Below are 13,994 nucleotides of genomic sequence, written 5' to 3'. Positions count from 1 at the left end.
GGCAATGAAAAAGCCCCGCCCGGTTAACCGAGCGGGGCTTTTTCATGCCTGCCATTCAGCGCTCCCGATAGACCAGCGCCTCGGGTCGATCCACATCCCATACCACTCCCGGGTCGGTCACTGACACCTCGACCACCTTGCCCGAGGTAAACAGGCACTTGGCACCGCGATCACCGGACAAGCCTTGCAATGCGGCGCCATAAGCCCGACCAAACCCCACCGGATGCCCCAGATCGTCACCCAGCCGAGGCACGCTGATGGCCTCCTCGGTCAACGCCTCGATTACCCGCGTTATGGTGCCTGGCAAGATAAAGGGCATATCCCCGAGCAAAATCACCCAACCACCGGCATCGGCACTAGCAGCCACTGCCGCCGCCAGACTCTGGCCCATGCCAAGGGAATCCAGCAACAGCACCTGGCAGCCATAAGCCTGCGCCAGTTCCGCCACCTGCGGCCGTCCCGGCGTCGTGACCAGCACTCGCCGATGCATTTCCACCGGCAGGTTGACCAGCACCTGTTCCAGCACCGGTCGCAATACACCATCGCGACCTCTGCAAGGTGCCAGCAACTTATCCTGATCGCTCCCTGCCACCTCTCGATAACGACTGCCCTGCCCCGCCGCCAGGATGACGGCGCAAGGCGGGGCAATCATGTGGTCGCCTCGGCCACTCGGGCCAACGGCTTCTTCTGCAAGGGCTCAATGCCGTTCTTGATCGCCACGATCTCCGCCATCAGCGACAAGGCAATCTCCGCCGGCGTATGACTGCCGATGTGCAACCCCACCGGGCCATGCAAACGCTCGATGGCCGGCGCTGACAATCCCAAGAACGCCAGGTTGTCCCGACGTTTCTGGCTGTTGACCCGAGACCCCAGGGCTCCGACATAAAACGCCGGGGAATCGAGCGCCGTCAGCAGGGCCATGTCATCCAGACGCGGATCATGAGTCAGCGCCACCACCGCCGTGCGCTCATCGGGCTTAATACTCAGCACTGCATCGTCGGGCATGCCGGCGACAAAGCGCCCATCCTGATCCTCCCACCCTTGCACGAACTCCTGGCGCGGATCACAGACCAGCACCTCGAAGTCCAGCAGACGGGCCATTTGCGCCACATAACGGGAAAGCTGCCCGGCGCCGATCAGCAACAGACGCCAGCGCGGCCCATAGATCGCTCGCAGAGTGAGCCCGTCGAACGCCAGCTCATCCGTCTTGCTCGCCGCCTTGAGCAGCACCTGGCCGCTACTCAGGTTCAATTCCCGAGCCACGATCTGGTGCGCTTCGCAGCGTTCCAGCAACTCGGCGACCCAGGAAGGATCGCCAACCCGCTCCTCGGTCAGGCGCAAGGTGCCACCACAAGGCAGGCCAAAACGTGCCGCCTCCTCCAGGGTCACACCATAGGTCAGCAACTGCACCGGCGGCCCGGACAGGGACAAGCGCCCATCCGCCAGGCGCGTGATCAAGTCGTCCTCGATACAACCACCGGATACCGAGCCAATCACCACCCCATCGTCGCGCAAGGCCAACATGGCACCCGGCAACCGGGGCGCACTGCCCCAGGTCTGCACCACGCTATAGAGCACCACCGTGCGCCCGGCGCGGCGCCACTCCAGAACACTGCGCAGGACATTCAGGTCGACGCTGTCCATCAGGCACCCGCCTGCTGCCAACCCTGCAGCTGGTAGCGCACGGGCAGATTGCGGATGCGCTTGCCGGTGGCGGCGAAGATGGCGTTGCACAGGGCCGGCGCAATGGGCGGTACACCTGGTTCACCAACGCCTCCCAGCGGCACCTCGCCCGGCGGAGTCAGCAAATGCACCTGCACCTCTTTCGGTGCCAGGGACATGCGTGCCACCTCATACATATGGAAATTGTCCTGCTGCACCTTACCGTCCTTGAAGCTGATCTCTCCCAGCACCGCATTGCCCAGGCCCATGACACAAGCCCCCTCGAACTGCGAACGAATACGCTCAGGGTTGATCTGCGGACCGCAATCCACGGCGATATCAGCCTTGTGCACAATCAGCGTGCCGTCCTCCTTCACCTCCACATCGATCACCGCTGCCACATAGGTCACGAAACTGTAGTGCACCGCCAACCCCAGGCCACGCCCCTTGGGCAGCGAGCGCCCCCACCCGGCGGCCTTGGCCGCGGTTTCCAGCACCGCGCGCATGCGCCCGGTATCGATCGGGTAACGCTCAGGGGACTCGCCGTAATTCCATTCTTCGCTCAGGGTTCGCGGATCGATCTGACGGTCCGGTCCCAACAGCTTGAGCTGGTACTTCAGTGGGTCCTGGCCCGCCTTGTGGGCCAGTTCGTCGACAAAACTCTGAATGGCAAAACCGTGGGGAATGTTCGACACCGAGCGATACCAACCTACCCGGGTATGGGCCGCAGCTTCGGGGTTTTCCAGGCGCACATTGGGGATCGCATAGGCCATGTTGGTGAAGCCCATGCCCAGCTCGAAGGCGCCTTCATGGTTCATCCCCGGGGCAAACAACGCGGTAATGCTAGGCGCCACGGTGCGATGCAGCCAGGCGGCAGGCATGCCGTCCTCGCTTAACCCGGCCTTGAGGTACTCCGCCGACACCGTATGGAAGTAGGAGTGGTGGATATCATCCTCCCGGGTCCACTGCACCCGCACCGCCTTGCCGGGAAATGCCTTGGCCAGGATGGCCGCTTCAAGAATGAAGTCCGGCTTGGATTTGCGTCCGAAGCCGCCGCCCAGCAGGGTGACATTGACCGTGACCTGGTCAAAGCCGATGCCCAGGCGCTCGGCAATCCGCTCGCGGGTGACCTGAGGCGCCTGACTCGGCGCCCAGGCCTCGCAACGGCCATCCATGAAGCGCGCCACGGCCACCATCGGCTCCATGGGTGCCTGGGCCAGGTGCGGCAGGTAATAGGTGGCTTCCAGGCTGCTCTGCGCACCACTCAGGGCTTCATCCAGGTTGCCGGTGCTGCGCACCACCTTGCCCGGCTTTTGCGCAGCCGCCTCCAACTCCTTGCGATATTCGATGGAGTTGTACCCGGCATTGACTCCATCGTCCCACTCGATCTTCAAGGCATCGCGGCCCTTGATCGCCGCCCAGGTATTGCTCGCCACCACCGCCACACCGCCCAGGGGCTGGAACTCGGAAGGCAACGGGCGGCCATCGATGGGCATGACCTTGATCACCCCAGGCACCTTCAGCGCTGCACTGTCATCCACGGACTTGACCTTGCCGCCATAGACTCGGGGCCGCGCCACTGCCGCAAACAGCATGCCTTCAAAGTGCACATCGGCGCCGTACACCGCACGACCATTGACGATGTCCTCGCCGTCGATGGCCCGGGTCGCCTCTTTACCGATATAGCGAAACTCCGACGCCTGCTTCAGCCGCAGGCTGTCCCGGGCCGGCACTGCCAGAGCCCCCGCCGCTGCGGCCAGAGCGCCATAGCCCAGTTCGCGCCCGCTGGGTTGGTGAACCACTTTGTGCAACTGCGCCCGGCACTCGCTCAGCGGTACTTGCCATTGCTCGGCGGCGGCCTGTTCCAGCATGGTTCGCGCAGCGGCGCCGCAACGACGCATGGGCTCGTACCAATGGCGCATGCTGCGCGAACCGTCGGTGTCCTGGTTGCCAAAGCGCGCTTCGTCCCCGGGCGCCTGCTTGACCTTGACCTGAGCCCAATCGGCCTCCAGCTCATCAGCCACCACCATGCTCAGGCTGGTCCGCACCCCCTGGCCCATCTCCGAACGGTTGCAGGTCACCATCACGCTGCCGTCACTGGCGATGCTCACATAGACCTTGGGATCGTCGACCCAGCCATGGGGCATGCCGTCGGCACCGAACTTCTGGTCTTCGGCAAACGCCTGCTGCCAGCCCCAACTGGCCGCCAGCACCAGGGCTCCGGTTGCACCCACGCCCTTGAGAAAACTCCGGCGACTGAGGTTGCTCAGGGCAAAATCACTGGGTAGGTGGTTCATGCCTTGGCCTCCTGCAGATGGTTGGCTGCCTGGCGAATCGCAGTCTTGATCCGGTTGTAGGTGCCGCAACGACAGATATTGCCGAGCATCGCCTCCTCGATCTGCTCGTCGCTGGGATTGGGATGGATCTTGAGCAATGCAGTGGCGGACATGATCTGTCCGCCCTGGCAATAACCGCACTGGGCCACCGCTGTATCCAGCCAGGCCTGCTGCACCACCTGCCCGACCGGATCGTTGTGCAGGTTATCGATGGTGCTGATGTTCTTGCCCAGCACCGAGCCGGCCGGGGTGATGCAACTGCGCGCCGGATCACCGTCGATATGAACGGTGCAGGCGCCGCACAGGCCCATGCCGCAGCCGAATTTGGTGCCGCTGTAACCCGCCACATCGCGGATGGCCCACAACAGTGGCATGTCCTCGGTGACGTCCAGTGGATGATCTTGACCGTTGAGCTTCAGGGTAATCATGGGCACGCCCGCATTCTATGAGGTGATGGGGTCGAGCCATCTGCCACGCAGCAGCGCGGCTGCGGTGCGCGCAGATCGGCTCAGGCTAATCGGGCTCTCTTGTGAAGACGGGGCTTCACCGGGCCTTTGGCGACGACAAATACTCACATTGTTAGCAAGCTAAGTTAAGTCGTCATGCATAAAAAAGCCTTGCAGGGTGTAAACCGTGCAAGGCTTTGGACTCAAGCGCTGAGCTTAGTTCAAGAGCTGCCTCAATACAGATTCGGCTCCATCTCCAGCTCGACACCAAAGCGCTCGGCGATATCGCGCTGGATGCGCCGGGCCAACTCCAACAGTTGCAAGCCTGTGGCCGTACCGTAGTTCACCAGCACCAGGGATTGCAGGCGATGCACACCGGCATCGGCATCGCGAAAGCCTTTCCAGCCCGCCTGTTCGATCAGCCAGCCAGCCGCCAGCTTGACCTGCCCGTCGGCCTGGGGATAGCCCACCAGCCCCGGATGCGACTGCTTGATCTGCGCCGCCAGCACCGCCGATACCACCGGGTTCTTGAAAAAGCTGCCGGCATTGCCAAGCACCGCCGGGTCCGGAAGTTTCTCGCTGCGGATGCTGCAAATCGCCCGGCTGACATCCCTGGCGGTCGGTTGTTCGATGCCCTGCTCACTCAGGCGCTGACGCACCGGACCGTATTCCAGATGCAGGTGATCGACACGATTGAGGGCAAAACGCACCCGCAGAATCAGCCAGCGGCCGGCCTGATGCTTGAACAGGCTGTCGCGGTAGGCGAACTGGCACTGGGCCAGGTCGAAGTCCCGCAGTTCGCCGGTCTGCCGATCCAGGGCGGTGAGACCGACGAACACGTCCTTGATCTCGACACCATAGGCACCGATGTTCTGCATCGGCGCGGCGCCGACGGTGCCGGGGATCAGGCTGAGGTTCTCCAGCCCGGACAAGCCCTGGTCCAGGGTCCATTGCACGAAGGGATGCCAGGTTTCGCCAGCCTCGGCTTCCACCACTACCCGCAGCCCGTCATCGCTAAGCAAGCGAATCCCACGGGTGGCCATGCGCAACACCAGTGCCTGGATATCCGTCGTCAGCAGCAGGTTGCTGCCGCCGCCGATCACCAGCAGTGGCAACTGCTGATCGGCGCAATAGGCCAGGGCCTCGCGTACGTCGTCATCGCTGTGGGCCTGGGCGAACCGCTGCGCCTTGACCTCGACCCCGAAACTGTTGAACGGCTTGAGGGACACATCGGATTGAATGTCCAGGCTCATAACCGCCCCTTCAGTTCGATCACCAACCGATCACAGGCATCCTCGATCAGGTCCAGCACCTGCTCGAAGCCCTGCTCACCGTCGTAATACGGGTCAGGCACTTCATCCAGCGGCGCCTCGTAGCGGCGCAGGAACAGATCCAGCTCGGCCTTGCCCAAAGCCGGCTGCAGAGCCTTGAGGTTGCGCAGGTTGCTCTGGTCCATGGCGAAAATCAGGTCATACACGGCGAAATCGGCACTGCCAACCTGCTGCGCCCGTTGCGCAGAAAGGTCGTAGCCGCGCCGCAAGGCCGCCTGCTGGCTGCGCTTGTCCGGCGCCTTGCCAACGTGCCAGTCGCTGGTGCCGGCAGACGCGACCTGAACCTGATGACCCAGGCCGGCTTCTTGCAACTTATGGCGCAACACGCCTTCGGCGGTGGGCGAGCGGCAGATATTGCCCAGGCAGACGAACAGAACCCGCATCACGCCTCCAGCAGGCGCCGAACGCGCTCAAGGTCTTCAGCGGTATCGACGCCAGTGGGAGGTGCTTCCAGGGCATCGGCAACGTGGATGCGCACGCCGTGCCACAGGGCACGCAACTGCTCCAGGGACTCGGCGTTTTCCAGCCAGCACGGCCCCCAACTGACGAAGTCATGGAGAAAACCTGCACGGTAGGCGTAGATACCGATGTGTCGGCGATAAGGCACGCCTTCCGGCAACTGATCATGACTCTTGGCAAAGGCATCCCGGGCCCACGGCAAGGGGGCGCGACTGAAGGTCAGGGCCAGGCCGTTGAGGTCAGTAACCACCTTGACCACGTTCGGATTGAACAGAGTCTGTGCGTCCTCGATCGGCTCGGCCAGGGTGGCCATGCGCGCTTCGGTATGGGCCGCCAGGTTGGCCGCCACCTGATCGATCACCGAAGGTGGAATCAGCGGCTCATCACCCTGGACGTTGACCACGATGGCATCCGCCGCCAGGCCGAGCTTGCCCGCGACTTCCGCCAAACGATCGGTACCCGAATTGTGGTCTTCCCGCGTCAGCAGCGCTTGCGCGCCAAAGCCCTGGCAGGCCTCGACGATACGCTGATCATCGGTGGCCACCACCACTCGCTCGGCGCTGCTCTTGCAGGCCTGCTCCCAGACCCACTGGATCATCGGCTTGCCGGCGATCAGTTGCAGGGGTTTGCCTGGCAGACGGGTGGAGGCGAAACGCGCCGGGATGACCACGGTGAAAGCGCTGCTCATTTGTCCAGGCGCTCTTCGGTGGTCAGGGTACGGGCCTCGCTTTCCAGCATCACCGGGATGCCATCGCGAATCGGGTAGGCCAGGCCGGCGCCCTTGCTGATCAGCTCGGTCTTGTCGGCGCTGAGTTTGAGAGGGCCTTTGCAGATCGGGCAGGCCAGGATGTCGAGCAGTTTGGTGTCCATGAGGTTTCCCTGGATAAAAGCGATTAAGGCAACAGACGATCAGGCAGCAGGCGCATCAGCTGGGTATCGAACCAGGCGATGAAGGCTGCGGACGGCACGGCGTCCACCGCCAGGTACCACCAGTCGGCTGCCGCGAAGTCACGGCACTTGACCGCATCTTTTTCGGTCATGACCAGCGGCAATGACGGGGTGAAGGCCAAGGCCTGCGCACTGTATTGGGCGTGATCGGCAAATGCATGGGGGACAGGCCGCCAGTGTAGCGTTTCAAGGGTATTGAAGAAACGCTGGGGGTTGCCGATACCGGCCACCGCGTGCACCGCTTGCCCTGGCGCGAAGTGTTCCACCGGGCGACGTTCGCCGCTCTGCAGATTGACCAGCGCCGAAGGCTTGAGATGGAAGGCAAAACCGTCGGCGCGATCATCAAAGGCGCCGTTGTAGAGCAGGGCATCGACACTGTGCAGACGCTCCACCGGCTCACGCAGCGGGCCGGCCGGCAAACAGCGACGATTGCCCAGGCCGCGGGCCGCGTCGATCAGCACCAGCTCCAGATCACGGGCCAGACGGTAATGCTGCAGGCCGTCGTCGGAAAGAATCAGATCCAGCGGTTCGGCATCCAGCAAGGCCTGCACCGCGCGGCTGCGATCCGGGTCGATCATCAGCGGCACGCCACAGCGCTGAACGATCAGCAGCGGTTCATCACCAGCCACGGTGGCGCTGTCGTCGGCCGTCACTCGCCAGGGCAGTTGCGGCGGCTTGGCGCCATAGCCACGGCTGACCACCCCGACCCGCAGGCCAAGGCGCTGGCAGTGCTCCACCAACCACAGGATCAACGGCGTCTTGCCAGTGCCTCCGACGGTGATATTGCCCACCACGATCAAAGGCACCGGCGGTTGATAGATCGCCCCCTCGCCTGCCAGGAAACGCTGGCGCTTGCCCACCACCACACGGCGGTACAGCCATTCCAGGGGCTGCAGCAGTTTCAGCGCAGGATGGCCGTTGTACCAGGCGGCAAGCAGACGATCAGAAAGTGCCATCAGGGTGCCGGCGCCGCCTCGACGGTGGTCATGCGCAAATGACTGAAGCCGAGCTTGCCGGCCGCGTCCATGGCAGTGATCACCGCTTGATGTTGAGTCTTACCGTCGGCACTGATGGACAGCGGCAGGTTGGTGTCTCCCGCCGACTCTTTCTGCAAGGCGTCCATCAGGGTCGCCAGGTCATTCTTCGGCAGCACCTGATTGTTGACCGAGAACACGCCATCAGCGCTGATGGCGATATCCAGCTGCTTGACCTGCTGGTCTTCGGCGGGCGAGCCGCTGACCGCTTCCGGCAGATCGACCCGCAGTTGGGTCTCCCGGGTAAAGGTGGTGGTAACGACGAAAAACAGCAGCAGGATGAACACCACGTCAATCAACGAAGCAAGGTTGATGTCCACGGTTTCCCGGGGTTTGCGACGGAATTTCACGCTTTGCCCTCAGCCAGGTCGACATCGCGGTCGCCCTGGATCACTTCCACCAGCTTGATCGCTTCCTGTTCCATGCCCACCACCAGCTCATCGACCCGGCGTTGCAGGAAACGGTGGAAGAACACCGAAGGAATACCCACCATCAAACCGGCGGCAGTGGTGATCAGTGCCTTGGAAATACCACCGGCAAGCACTGCAGCGTTGCTGGTCATGCCCGACCCCATGAACGAACTGAAGATATCGATCATGCCCAGCACCGTACCCAGCAGGCCCAGCAAGGGCGCCATGGCGGCGATGGTGCCGAGGGCGTTGAGGTAGCGCTCGAGTTCGTGAATGACCCGGGCCGCCGCCTCCTCGATGCATTCCTTCATGATCTCGCGACCATGCTTGGAGTTGGCCAGGCCCGCTGCCAGGATCTCTCCCAGAGGCGAATCGGCACGCAGTTCCTTGAGTTTCTCCTTATTGAGTTGCTTGTCCTTGATCCAGCGCCAGACCTGGCCCAGCAAATGGGGCGGGGTGACTCGGCTGGCCCGCAGGGTCCACAAACGCTCGGCGATGATGCCCACAGCCGCGATGGAACTCAGAATGATCGGCAACATCATCCAGCCGCCGGATTTGACCAATTCCCACACAGTGACAGTCCCCTCGAAAAAGTGCGCCACTCTAACATAGGGGCTGGACGCACCGAAGACCGTGATGTCGCATGCTCAGGGGCTTTAATAACCCACGGTTATTTAAGGCATTGCTGGCCATTCGCGCCAGAAGCGCCGCTGTTGGCGCAGGCTTTCAGGCTGGCCGAAAGTCCCCAGCCGCAGCTTCAGTGCACCTTGCTCGGCACTGTCATGAATCACCATGCCCAAGTGCCGGTAGCGCGCCACCACCTGGGGATGAGGATGGCCAAAGGCATTGCCCCGCCCCCGGGAAATCAGCACCGCCTTCGGCGCCAGCCGCCGGAGCAAGGCCATGGAGGATGAGGTACGGCTGCCATGATGGGGCGCCTGCAACCAGTGAATGCGAACCGCCAGCGGACTGTCGAGCAAGGCACGCTCAGCATGGACATCGATATCGCCGGTGAGCAGCAGGCGTTCGCCGCCGGCCTCGACCAGCAGCACACAGGAAGCCTGGTTGCCGTCTGCCGCCTCCGCCCACTGCCACAGCGTGAAGCGAGCGCCATTCCAGTGCCAGCTCAGCCCGCTATCACAGGGAGCCGACTGCAGGGCAGCCGGCAAGGCCTCAGGCTCGCCGCTGCGCACCTGGCTCACCGGTATCCCGCGCTGGACTGCCAGGGCGCCTCCGGCATGATCGTTATCGGCGTGGCTGAGCAGCATCAAGTCCAACCGTCGAATGCCAAGTTTATGCAGCGTCGGCAGCACCACTCGCTCCCCCAGGTCGAAATCCGCGACTCGCGCACCGGTGTCATACAACATCGCGTGATCACGGGTACGCAGGATGAACGACAACCCCTGCCCCACATCCAGCTGCCAGATCTCCACCTCGCCCTCGGGTACAGGGTCCTGGGGAGGCCAGACTGCCAACAGCAACAACGGCCAACCCAGCACCCGCAGTGGCACGCCCTTGGGCAACAGCAACAACAGCGCGCCCAAGCTGCTCAGGCCCCAAACCCAAAGGGGGATCAACGGCGCCACCCAGGCTGGCCAAAATCCGGCCATCGCCCCCAGTAAGCGGAACAGCCCATCCAGCAGGCCACCCGCCAGCCATAACAGGCCTTCGCCCACATATGGCACAGGCAACAACAGACAGCCCAGCAAGGCCGGGGGCAGGACCAGCAGACTGATCCAGGGCACCGCCAGCAGGTTGGCCAGCGGACCACTGAGACTGATGGGCAAGCCAAGGGCCAGCAAGGGGGGCAACAGGCCAATACCCATCAACCACTGGGCGCGGGTCCAACTCTGCCACCAACGCCAGGAACCCAGGCGCCCGGCAAAGGTGAAGATGAGCACCGCCACCGCGGCATAGGACAGCCAGAACCCTGGCTGCAAGCTGGCCAGGGGCTCGAACAACAGCACTGCATTCAACGCCAGCAACAAGGGCCACCAAGCCCGCAGATGACGAAAGCGCCAGCGCCAGAGCAGCACCAGCGCAACCATCACGCAGGCCCTCTGCACCGGCACATCGAACCCTGCCAGCAGGCCGTAGCCCAGCGCCCCAACAAAGGCCAGGGCGCAGGCCCAGGGCAGCCAGGGCCAGCGCGCGGGCCAAAGCCCGTAACGAGCCAGCCCTGCCACTGCAAGGTAGATCACTGCGGCCAGCAGGCTGATGTGCTGTCCGGATATCACCATCAGGTGCACCGTGCCGGTGTCCTGCAACAGTTGCCAATCTTCCCGCGTCAGCCCCGAACCGTCGCCCATCACCAATGCCGCCAGGCCTGCGGCGCGGCCGTGGGCCTCGACCGCGAGTACACGCTGGCGCAGCCCATCACGCCAGGCGTGGCGTGCCGGCGCCAGCAGTTGCCCATCCTTGACTGTGCCGACGGCCCCAATGCGCCGGGCCAGCAGCCAGGCTTCGTAATCGAAACCGTGAAGATTGAGCAGACCGGCAGGACGCCGCAGCTTGACCGCCAGGCGCCAGCGTTCGCCGCTATTGACAGGTGGCCCACCGTGCCAGGCCAGGCGAATTCGCCGCGGCAGGCGCTCTCGTCGGGACTGGGCATCCCTGAGCTCAAAGCGCACCACGCCCGCCCCCGGTTCCGGCAAGCCGACCACCCGCCCTTCCAGCCAGCGGGTTTGCCCATCCAGGAACTGGGGCAGGCGATCATCCAGCGCCCATTGCCCGGATGCACAGGCCCAGGCCAAACCGAACAAAAAAAATGCCACCGGATGTGTACGAAAAGGCAGCAACATCAGCCCCCCTACCGCCATCAGCAGCAACAACCAGCCGGGCGGCAGCACCGGCATGAAACCCAGCGCCAGCAGTCCTGCGGCCAGGGCCAGCGTCCCTGTAACCATCCATCAGCCCATCCTTGGCAGTTCCTAGTCTTGGCTTAGCCGAGGATCGCAGGCGCGGCTTTATCATTTGTCACAATGTCTGAATTTGCGCTGGCTAGAATCCAGTCATAATCCTCGTCTGACCTGACCGAGAAGCCTTATGCCCCGGCACTTATTCAAACGTTACATGCCAGATCCGGTCAGCATCCGGGAACACAAGTCCTTACGCTTTCTTGGCACCCTGTTGCATGACGCCAACCTCTGGCACCTCAATCGGCACTCGGTGGCCCGAGCCATGGCTGTCGGCCTGTTCGCCGCCTTTATCCCGATCCCGATGCAGATGCTGCTGGCCGCGGTACTGGCCATCTGGCTGCGGAGCAACATGCCCATCAGCGTCAGCCTGGTCTGGCTGACCAACCCCATTACCATGCCGCCGGTGTTCTTCTGCACCTATCAACTGGGCGCCTGGCTGATGAATGTGCCGACGCGCACCTTGCCCGACGAACTGACCTGGGAATGGATCAGCAGCCAGCTCAGTACCCTGTGGCAACCCTTCCTTCTCGGCTCGGTGGTGGCCGGATTGGTGCTGGGAGCCCTGGCCTATTGCCTGACCATGCTCTACTGGCGCTGGTGGGTCGGCCGCCAATGGCACAGACGCAAGCAACAGCGGCGATGACAAACGAAAACGGCCTCCCAAAGGAGGCCGTTTTCAGTACACCATCACGGCGTTTACTGACGCATGCCGCGGCCACTGACCAGCAGTCGGGCACAACCGATATAAAGCACCACGGTGGCCACCAGCATGAAGGTGATGGCCACACTGATCTTGATGTCCGAAACCCCGAGAATGCCGAAACGGAAGGCGTTGACCATGTGCAGCACCGGGTTGGCCAGGGACACGGTCTGCCAGAACGGCGGCAGCAGATTGATCGAGTAGAACACTCCGCCCAGGTAGGTCAGGGGCGTCAGCACGAAGGTCGGGATAATCGAGATATCGTCGAAGTTGCGCGCAAACACCGCGTTGATAAAGCCCAACAGCGAGAAGATGGTTGCCGTCAGCACCACCACCAGCACGGTCACACCCAAGTGATGCACCTGCAGCTTGGTGAAGAACAACGACAACAGGGTCACGATGATTCCCACCATCAAGCCCCGCAGGACCCCACCCAGGGTGTAGCCGATGAGAATGGTGTGGGGCGATACCGGCGACACCATCAATTCCTCGATGGAGCGCTGGAACTTGCTGCCGAAGAAGCTCGACACCACGTTGCCATAGGAGTTGGTGATCACCGACATCATGATCAGCCCCGGCACGATGTACTCCATGTAGGTGAAACCACCCATATCACCGATCTGCCGACCAATCAGATTACCGAAGATGACGAAGTACAGAACCATGGTAATGGCCGGCGGCAGCAGGGTCTGTGGCCAGATCCGGGTAAAGCGTCGGACCTCGCGATAGACAATGGTGTTGAGCGCCACCAGATTGGGTTTCAACTCAGAACTCATACCGCCACCTTCGACAGATTCTTCTCCACCAAGGACACGAACAACTCCTCAAGTCGGTTGGTTTTGTTACGCAGGCTCAAGACCTCGATGTTCTGCAGGGCCAGTTGACCGAACAGCGCCGTAATCCCCACAGCCTTGTCCACCTGGACTTCCAGGGTGTGGCTGTCCACCAGCCGGGTCGGGTAGCCCGCCAGCTGCGGCGCCACACTGAGATCGTGCTTGAGATCGAGAAGGAAGGTTTCCACATGCAACTGGCCCAGCAACTGCCGCATGCTGGTGTTCTCGACGATGGTGCCGTGGTCGATGATGCCGATGTTGCGGCACAGTTGCTCAGCCTCTTCCAGGTAATGGGTGGTGAGGATGATGGTGATGCCTTTCTGATTGAGCTCGGTGAGGAAGCTCCACATCGAACGGCGCAGCTCGATATCGACCCCGGCAGTGGGTTCGTCGAGGATCAGCAGGCGCGGCTCATGCACCAGCGCACGAGCGATCATCAGGCGGCGCTTCATGCCACCGGACAGGGAACGCGAAGGCACATCGCGCTTGTCCCAGAGGCCGAGCTGGGTCAGGTACTGCTCGGCCCGCTCCTTGGCGATCTTCGCCGGAATGCCGTAATAGCCGGCCTGAGTGACGACGATGTCGAAGGTCTTCTCGAACTGGTTGAAATTGAACTCCTGCGGCACCACGCCGATGCAGCGCTTGAGCGCCGCAGGCTCACGATCCAAATCGTGACCGAAGACATTCACGGTACCGCTGGTCTTGTTCACCAGGGTCGAAAGAATGCCGATGGTGGTGGATTTACCGGCCCCGTTAGGACCAAGCAGGGCGAAAAAGTCACCTTCGGCGACATCCAGATCGATACCACTCAGGGCCTGGAAACCGTTGCCGTAGGTTTTGGTTAGCTGCCGGATGGACAGAGCGGAACTCATATCGGATTCATGCACCAAGAAGAGGGAATTGTATAAGTGAGGGCA

At 62.6% G+C, this 13,994-nt stretch carries 15 protein-coding genes; 1 reads left to right on the top strand and 14 read right to left on the bottom strand.

The window, feature by feature from the left end; all coding sequences use genetic code 11:
* Nucleotides 1-55: 55 nt before the first annotated feature.
* The 12 genes from DWF74_RS24915 to DWF74_RS24860 all read right to left on the bottom strand — a co-directional run bounded on the left by DWF74_RS24915 (nt 56) and on the right by DWF74_RS24860 (nt 11,532).
* Complete coding sequence (locus tag DWF74_RS24915) at nt 56-652, bottom strand: nucleotidyltransferase family protein (RefSeq protein WP_115581898.1); 597 nt, start codon at nt 650-652, stop codon at nt 56-58.
* Nucleotides 649-1,644 (bottom strand): XdhC family protein, encoded by a 996-nt coding sequence (locus tag DWF74_RS24910; RefSeq protein ID WP_115581897.1) that lies wholly within the window; start codon nt 1,642-1,644, stop codon nt 649-651. Before DWF74_RS24910 ends, DWF74_RS24915 begins: the two co-directional genes overlap by 4 nt.
* Nucleotides 1,644-3,959: a xanthine dehydrogenase family protein molybdopterin-binding subunit gene (locus tag DWF74_RS24905; protein WP_115581896.1), complete on the bottom strand. Its 2,316-nt coding sequence runs from the start codon at nt 3,957-3,959 to the stop codon at nt 1,644-1,646. Before DWF74_RS24905 ends, DWF74_RS24910 begins: the two co-directional genes overlap by 1 nt.
* Nucleotides 3,956-4,426 (bottom strand): (2Fe-2S)-binding protein, encoded by a 471-nt coding sequence (locus DWF74_RS24900; protein ID WP_102863921.1) that lies wholly within the window; start codon nt 4,424-4,426, stop codon nt 3,956-3,958. Before DWF74_RS24900 ends, DWF74_RS24905 begins: the two co-directional genes overlap by 4 nt.
* 251 nt (nt 4,427-4,677) lie before the next feature.
* A complete protein-coding gene (murB, locus tag DWF74_RS24895) occupies nt 4,678-5,697 on the bottom strand; it encodes a UDP-N-acetylmuramate dehydrogenase (protein ID WP_115581895.1) in 1,020 nt (339 codons plus the stop codon).
* Nucleotides 5,694-6,158, bottom strand: a complete 465-nt coding sequence (locus DWF74_RS24890; protein WP_102863923.1) for a low molecular weight protein-tyrosine-phosphatase — start codon at nt 6,156-6,158, stop codon at nt 5,694-5,696. The genes murB and DWF74_RS24890 overlap by 4 nt, the downstream gene beginning before the upstream one ends.
* Nucleotides 6,158-6,922 (bottom strand): 3-deoxy-manno-octulosonate cytidylyltransferase, encoded by a 765-nt coding sequence (gene kdsB, locus DWF74_RS24885; RefSeq protein ID WP_102863924.1) that lies wholly within the window; start codon nt 6,920-6,922, stop codon nt 6,158-6,160. The genes DWF74_RS24890 and kdsB overlap by 1 nt, the downstream gene beginning before the upstream one ends.
* A complete protein-coding gene (locus DWF74_RS24880; RefSeq protein WP_011060103.1) occupies nt 6,919-7,104 on the bottom strand; it encodes a Trm112 family protein in 186 nt (61 codons plus the stop codon). Before DWF74_RS24880 ends, kdsB begins: the two co-directional genes overlap by 4 nt.
* 23 nt (nt 7,105-7,127) lie before the next feature.
* Nucleotides 7,128-8,138, bottom strand: coding sequence for a tetraacyldisaccharide 4'-kinase (gene lpxK / locus DWF74_RS24875; protein WP_115581894.1), 1,011 nt, complete (start codon nt 8,136-8,138; stop codon nt 7,128-7,130).
* A complete protein-coding gene (locus DWF74_RS24870) occupies nt 8,138-8,566 on the bottom strand; it encodes an ExbD/TolR family protein (protein ID WP_102863926.1) in 429 nt (142 codons plus the stop codon). The genes lpxK and DWF74_RS24870 overlap by 1 nt, the downstream gene beginning before the upstream one ends.
* Entirely contained in the window at nt 8,563-9,198 is a 636-nt protein-coding gene (locus DWF74_RS24865; RefSeq protein ID WP_162884118.1) for a MotA/TolQ/ExbB proton channel family protein, read from the bottom strand. Before DWF74_RS24865 ends, DWF74_RS24870 begins: the two co-directional genes overlap by 4 nt.
* Before the next feature lie 102 nt (nt 9,199-9,300).
* Nucleotides 9,301-11,532 (bottom strand): DNA internalization-related competence protein ComEC/Rec2, encoded by a 2,232-nt coding sequence (locus tag DWF74_RS24860; RefSeq protein WP_115581893.1) that lies wholly within the window; start codon nt 11,530-11,532, stop codon nt 9,301-9,303.
* A 139-nt stretch (nt 11,533-11,671) separates the two neighbouring features.
* On the opposite strand from DWF74_RS24860, the gene DWF74_RS24855 reads away from it, so the two are divergent.
* Entirely contained in the window at nt 11,672-12,187 is a 516-nt protein-coding gene (locus DWF74_RS24855) for a DUF2062 domain-containing protein (protein WP_102863929.1), read from the top strand.
* A gap of 53 nt (nt 12,188-12,240) precedes the next feature.
* On the opposite strand, the gene DWF74_RS24850 is transcribed toward DWF74_RS24855, so the two are convergent.
* The gene (locus tag DWF74_RS24850; protein ID WP_102863930.1) at nt 12,241-13,020 is read right to left on the bottom strand and encodes an ABC transporter permease; all 780 of its coding nucleotides are present in this window, start codon (nt 13,018-13,020) and stop codon (nt 12,241-12,243) included.
* The gene (locus DWF74_RS24845; protein ID WP_102863931.1) at nt 13,017-13,949 is read right to left on the bottom strand and encodes an ABC transporter ATP-binding protein; all 933 of its coding nucleotides are present in this window, start codon (nt 13,947-13,949) and stop codon (nt 13,017-13,019) included. The genes DWF74_RS24850 and DWF74_RS24845 overlap by 4 nt, the downstream gene beginning before the upstream one ends.
* Nucleotides 13,950-13,994 lie beyond the last annotated feature (45 nt).

This window comes from Pseudomonas protegens (assembly GCF_003363755.1).
In the GTDB taxonomy this organism is placed as follows: domain Bacteria; phylum Pseudomonadota; class Gammaproteobacteria; order Pseudomonadales; family Pseudomonadaceae; genus Aquipseudomonas; species Aquipseudomonas danubii.
Note: the sequence above shows the minus strand (reverse complement) of the source record. Positions and strands in the feature narration are given on the sequence as shown.

What these genes read in the sequence shown, in the direction of transcription:
- DWF74_RS24915 (WP_115581898.1), bottom strand. Translation starts at nt 652, where the DNA reads ATGATTGCCCCGCCTTGCGCCGTCATCCTGGCGGCGGGGCAGGGCAGT.
- DWF74_RS24910 (WP_115581897.1), bottom strand. Translation starts at nt 1,644, where the DNA reads ATGGACAGCGTCGACCTGAATGTCCTGCGCAGTGTTCTGGAGTGGCGC.
- DWF74_RS24905 (WP_115581896.1), bottom strand. Translation starts at nt 3,959, where the DNA reads ATGAACCACCTACCCAGTGATTTTGCCCTGAGCAACCTCAGTCGCCGG.
- DWF74_RS24900 (WP_102863921.1), bottom strand. Translation starts at nt 4,426, where the DNA reads ATGATTACCCTGAAGCTCAACGGTCAAGATCATCCACTGGACGTCACC.
- murB (WP_115581895.1), bottom strand. Translation starts at nt 5,697, where the DNA reads ATGAGCCTGGACATTCAATCCGATGTGTCCCTCAAGCCGTTCAACAGT.
- DWF74_RS24890 (WP_102863923.1), bottom strand. Translation starts at nt 6,158, where the DNA reads ATGCGGGTTCTGTTCGTCTGCCTGGGCAATATCTGCCGCTCGCCCACC.
- kdsB (WP_102863924.1), bottom strand. Translation starts at nt 6,922, where the DNA reads ATGAGCAGCGCTTTCACCGTGGTCATCCCGGCGCGTTTCGCCTCCACC.
- DWF74_RS24880 (WP_011060103.1), bottom strand. Translation starts at nt 7,104, where the DNA reads ATGGACACCAAACTGCTCGACATCCTGGCCTGCCCGATCTGCAAAGGC.
- lpxK (WP_115581894.1), bottom strand. Translation starts at nt 8,138, where the DNA reads ATGGCACTTTCTGATCGTCTGCTTGCCGCCTGGTACAACGGCCATCCT.
- DWF74_RS24860 (WP_115581893.1), bottom strand. Translation starts at nt 11,532, where the DNA reads ATGGTTACAGGGACGCTGGCCCTGGCCGCAGGACTGCTGGCGCTGGGT.
- DWF74_RS24855 (WP_102863929.1), top strand. Translation starts at nt 11,672, where the DNA reads ATGCCCCGGCACTTATTCAAACGTTACATGCCAGATCCGGTCAGCATC.
- DWF74_RS24850 (WP_102863930.1), bottom strand. Translation starts at nt 13,020, where the DNA reads ATGAGTTCTGAGTTGAAACCCAATCTGGTGGCGCTCAACACCATTGTC.
- DWF74_RS24845 (WP_102863931.1), bottom strand. Translation starts at nt 13,949, where the DNA reads ATGAGTTCCGCTCTGTCCATCCGGCAGCTAACCAAAACCTACGGCAAC.